Annotated in this window: 5 protein-coding genes; all 5 read right to left on the bottom strand. The window is 33.6% G+C overall.

All coding sequences use genetic code 11. The features are described from left to right. Window positions 1-66 precede the first annotated feature (66 nt). On the bottom strand, window positions 67-357 hold the full coding sequence (locus F6K22_RS30885; protein WP_293107047.1) for a hypothetical protein: 291 nt from the start codon (window positions 355-357) through the stop codon (window positions 67-69). Between the two features lie 48 nt (window positions 358-405). Further along, window positions 406-570, bottom strand: a complete 165-nt coding sequence (locus tag F6K22_RS30890) for a hypothetical protein (RefSeq protein ID WP_293107050.1) — start codon at window positions 568-570, stop codon at window positions 406-408. A 90-nt stretch (window positions 571-660) separates the two neighbouring features. Then, window positions 661-1,839, bottom strand: coding sequence for a tetratricopeptide repeat protein (locus tag F6K22_RS30895; RefSeq protein ID WP_293107051.1), 1,179 nt, complete (start codon window positions 1,837-1,839; stop codon window positions 661-663). A 576-nt stretch (window positions 1,840-2,415) separates the two neighbouring features. After that, complete coding sequence (locus F6K22_RS30900) at window positions 2,416-2,538, bottom strand: hypothetical protein (protein WP_293107054.1); 123 nt, start codon at window positions 2,536-2,538, stop codon at window positions 2,416-2,418. Window positions 2,539-3,059: 521 nt separating this feature from the next. Beyond that, a complete protein-coding gene (locus tag F6K22_RS30905) occupies window positions 3,060-4,724 on the bottom strand; it encodes a protein kinase domain-containing protein (protein WP_293107057.1) in 1,665 nt (554 codons plus the stop codon). Between the last annotated feature and the right edge of the window lie 429 nt (window positions 4,725-5,153).

The raw sequence follows: 5,153 nt of genomic DNA on the forward strand, positions 1-5,153 counted from the left end.
GTTGCCCCTTCCTTTGACCAACAATAATTATCATTATCAATTGTACATTTGATTTTTTGGAGGTCCCTAACCCTTTTTACCTTTGACTTTTTTCTTACAGTTATCGTAAAATCTAAAAATGGCATACCAGGCTCTTTCCGCAGCCGATTGTCGAGCCATTGAATTTAGTTCGTTAGCAAATTTAAACTCTTGAGCTAATACTTTGCAATATTTATTGAGGTCGTATTTACTGACACCTTTATTGTCCATCCAATATCTTAAACATTTATTTTGAATAAACTGAGATGTCCTAATAGCCTCATCTATTGCTTGATATTGCTCAGGTTTAGCTTTGACTTTGAACTCGTAAATTATCATTTTGGCTCGACCTGCCTTCTTATCTTTATACTACATATTATAGCATAATTAACGCACGAAAATATCAAGAGAAAATATCTGATTTTCTACAGGTGACTTCAGTTGCAGGTGAGCTAGACGTCCATGCACTAAAGCGACATGGTTTTTAAGGTCTCGAACTCGCCCGATAAAATCTGAACAAAAGTGTGCTTTTTCATACAAAAAATGCGGCAAAATTTCCTCCTACACTTCCCCGTCTCCCCACACTTCCCAAATCTAAAGGAATAATTCTAAAAAACATACCCTTGTAAGTCCTGGAGATGTCTATTCTTCTCCCAACTGTTGCTGCAATTTTTCCAGTGATAATTTCACCTCATCTCCCCGTTGAAATTCTCCCAATTTTTCATACTTATTAAAAGCTAGTTTTAACCAATGAATCGCTTCCTTCTTACTACCTAAAGTTGCATACACTTCTCCTAAAGCAGCCTCAATTTTTGCACTTCCAACAACATCATCAACTTCTGTCAATTTTGCTGACTTTAAATAGTAATCTTTGGCTAATCCAGGTAATTGAATATGCTGATATATTTCACCCAACATTTGATAAATGGCTGAGGTATAATTTCCTGACTCTATAAAAGATTCTAAAAGAGCGATCGCTTCCTCATTCAAACCTTGTTGTTGATAAAGTTCAGCAATACTTATTACCCGTGCTTCACCGTCTAATTTTTGAGTAAGTTCCTCACTTTTTGCCAAAATTTCTTGTTTTTGGGATTGTGAAATTAAACCAAATCCTATTCCCAAATAATCTTGTTTAGAAAAAGGCGACTCTTCATCAAGAGAAGAAACTTCTGTATCACTATGAATAATGACTGTATATCGAACACCTGTTTTTAAAGGCAATTTCCCGGAATAAATTACTTGATTTTCACTAACCTCTGTTTCCCAAATATATTCTGACGGACTTTTGATCGTAACAGTATAACGAGTCGCCCCTGCCACAGGATTCCAGCGCAAAATCAAGGGTTTATCTGGTAATAATAAAGTGTGGCGCGGACTAATAAGATAGGGAATTTGATCGGTAATTGCTACTTCATTAATCCCACGAGTAGCATCAATAGGAACACATCCATCTGGGGTTTCAACACATTTTGATTTAGCTTGTAAACAGCCATCCATTGTTTGAGATATACTATTTTTTGGCAAGCTCCAAGTTTTCCAGTTTGCGTAACAAATTGCTATTAAATTTGCTTCTGATGTGAGTTTTATTTTATCTTGTGCATAGAGTTCTGTACCAACAAAAGCTGGATGATATTCTGACCAGTTTTGACGCTTTAAAAATACTTTTCCATCTGCTTCAATAATTCGACCAACTGGGAATTTATTAACTTGAGTAATAGCATTAGCTGGTGCAAGTATCATATAATTTTGTAAGTTAATCATCTGCTTTACTGGAGTAAAAATCAAAAGAACTAATAGAGTTAAAAAGTTCTGAATTTTCATATCTATAGCCTTGATAATTTTCAAATTTAGTAGGTTTTATTTTTGTATTGCTAAGGATTTATACAGTAATAATTTATCCATTAGTGGTCAGCTATCAGCTTCATTTATGAATAAAGATGAGAACTAAAAGCTGACGGATGAATGCTTACGTTATACCAATTCAATAATTCGCCCAATTGGAGATTTATTAACTTGAGTAGTAGCATTAGCTGGTTTAATTTAATATGATTTTGTAATTGAATCATCTGCTTTACTGTGGTTAAAACTAAAATAACTACATAGAGGCAAAAAATTCAGAATTTTTATATCTATACCCTTGGTATTTTTCAATTCAATAACTCGCTCAATTAGAAAATTAATTAATTTGAGTAATAGGATGATATCCTGGCAATCTAATATGGTTTTGTAATTGAATTATCTGGTTGACTGGAGTCAAAATTTTTGAACTTTGAATGCGCGAATTTTGAATTCAAAAAATGGTCAAAACTAAAATAACTACATAGAGGCAAGAATTTCTAGATTTTCATATCTATACCCTTAGTATTTTTCAACTCAATAACTCGCTCAATTAGAAAATTAATTAATTTGAGTAATAGGATGAGTTGCTGGCAATCTAATATGATTTTGTAATTGAATTATCTGGTTGACTGGAGTCAAAACCAAAATAACTAATAGAGGCAAGAATTTCCGGATTGTCATAGTCTATCTCCATTGGTATTTGTAAATTTTGGTAGATTCTATTTTTCCATTGCTAAGGAGTTATGCCAATTTGAAAAAATAATTTTACGAATAATAAGAGTTATCAAAATATTTTACCGAAAAATAAAGGTTTAAAGCCTCTCACTCGCCGTGGAGAAAAAAGCGGTCGAGGGATGCCGAGGTCTCCTCGCTTGCCTCCAATCGACCAAGACAGCGGTCGAGGGATGCCGAGGTCTCCTCGCTTGCCTCCAATCGACCAAGAGAAGAAAAAAATTTCCTTTTTAACCAATCCTCTTATTTTTAAGAAGAGGTAATTATTAATTGTTGAACGAAGCATTTACAGATAAAGAATTTAGCAATTTTAGGCTTTGAAAAAGTGCCAGTTTTTCGGTTAATAGAGCTGAAAAAGTGAGCGTTTTTGCATAACTATGGCAGAAAAATTATTCTTACTATTCTTTCGATAACCTTCTCTATAAACTCCCATTTATCTTGACTCTTAACTACTCCCTACTCCCTATTTCCTATTCCCTACTTTGTAAACGTTGACGGACTAAATTTTTCCATGTATTAGTTTCAGGATTTTGAGTTGATTTAATATTAATACAATTTTGCCTGACTTGTTTTAAATTATCCCTATCTGTGGGAACTTTCTCCAGGACCTGTGCTAATAAACATTGTGCAGGAGCATTTTCATAATTGAGTTTAATTGCTTTTTTTAAATGAGATTTAGCTTGAGAGTAATTTAATATTTGAAAATAAGCCCATCCCAGATTTTTATGCAGATTTGATTCTACCATTTTAGTAAAATCAAAAGGATATTTTTGACGTAGTTCAGACATAAGTTGCAAACCAAGACTTAGATTATGAATTGCTATTTCGCTATTTCCATCTAACCAAATTTGTAGACGAGATAGATTATTAATTGCTGCGACTTCGACATAATAATTATTCCGTGTCAGTGCAGAATCAATTGCCTGTTTATACTCAGTTTTAGCACATCCAAAATCTTGTCTATTTTCACAAATCAATCCTAATTGAAGATAAGAAGCTGCATTTTCGGGGTTAAATTTTAGGGCAAGTTTATAATAAAATTCAGCCTTACCTAAATTACTATCTTGATACTCTTCAAATCCAATATTTGTTAGCTTTTTATCAACAGTCGGAAAAATCCAAGTTTGGATAAAAAGAGGAATTTTTGGTAGAAGTAAACGAGACCCCATAAATCCCATAAAAATTAGAAGTAAAAACTTCCAGTAAAGCTTAGTTTGTTTTGACGATTCAGTTTTTTCAGCAATTTTTTCTGATAATTCTTGAGATTTTTTGAGAATAAATCGTGTATGTTTAGGCCGCCGTTGTGGGACAGGATTCATTAACTCATCAATAAAATCAGCCAGTAGAGGTGAAATTTGAGGAGCATAATTTCTCCATATAATTTTGCCAGTTTTTCCCTCCGTTGGAAAATTCATAGGAGACTGACCTGTAAGTAAATGAACAAAGGTACGACCTAATGCAAAAAAATCAGATTGTAAGACAGCTTCTCCAGTCATTTGTTCTGGTGCAGAATATCCTAAAGAACCGATTTTTGTTGCTCCCCAATTTCCTACTCCAATTGTGCCAAAATCAATTACGCTTAATTGCCCATTTGGTCTCAAAATTAAATTAGAAGGTTTTAAATCTCGATGAAGTAAGTTTTGACTGTGAAGCATATCTAAAATTTCGGTAATTTGTTGTAACCAATCTAAAGCTTCATCTTGATAAATTTTCCCATGATTAATTAACCACTCCTCTAAATTTTCTCCTTCGATTTTTTCCATCACTAAACAATGGAGTTGTTTAGAACTTTTATGAGGTGAAACTCTAAAATAACCATCCGGTTCAACTCTCGGAATTCCAGGATGACGCAACCACATTAATACTCTTGCTTCTTGTTTGAATAATCGAACTAAATCAGGATTATTGTCATATTTCAGAACTTTTAAAACTTTCAAACTTCCCCAATCTTCTAAACTCGTTCCCCAATCTTCTATTTCAAAAATTTCTGTAGGATGTGCAGGTTGTGGTTGTCGCAAAGGTCGAATAATACGATAGCGATTTTCAATCAACAATTCAGTACCACAAGCTTGACAAAAATCAAGCTCTTCTAGATTTTGACGATTCTGACATTGAGGATTGATACAGTAATTCATAATATAGGGAATAGGGAGTACCGTTTCACGGAAGTTAAAAGTCAAAAGTTAAAAGTCAAAAATCAAATTTTATCGACTCAGAACTTTCAGACTACAGTAATTTTTGGAAATTCTTTCACATCTAAATTTTCACATTATTGGTAAAATTGTTTTTGCCAATTTGTCCAATAAATAATTAGAGAAACTACAGCAGTTAAAAGTCAAAAATCAGATTTTATCCACTCCAAACTTTCAGACTACTAGCGCGTCTAGACTAAAATTGTGGGTAAAACCTCCCCGCTCTCGGAGCAGGAGATGGGTTGGGGGAGAGGTCTTAATTCACTCGCTCTTTACCCACATTTTCAAGCTAGACGAGGTACTACAGTAAATTTCGGAAATTTTTTCACATCTAAAATTTGACATTATTGGTAAAATTGTTTTTGCCAATAG

It is taken from the genome of Okeania sp. SIO2F4, from assembly GCF_010672385.1.
Lineage (GTDB): Bacteria > Cyanobacteriota > Cyanobacteriia > Cyanobacteriales > Microcoleaceae > Trichodesmium.

Excerpts from the sequence above, each read along its gene's own strand:
- F6K22_RS30885 (WP_293107047.1), bottom strand. The coding sequence starts at position 357 with ATGATAATTTACGAGTTCAAAGTCAAAGCTAAACCTGAGCAATATCAA.
- F6K22_RS30895 (WP_293107051.1), bottom strand. The coding sequence starts at position 1,839 with ATGAAAATTCAGAACTTTTTAACTCTATTAGTTCTTTTGATTTTTACT.
- F6K22_RS30900 (WP_293107054.1), bottom strand. The coding sequence starts at position 2,538 with ATGACAATCCGGAAATTCTTGCCTCTATTAGTTATTTTGGTTTTGACT.
- F6K22_RS30905 (WP_293107057.1), bottom strand. The coding sequence starts at position 4,724 with ATGAATTACTGTATCAATCCTCAATGTCAGAATCGTCAAAATCTAGAA.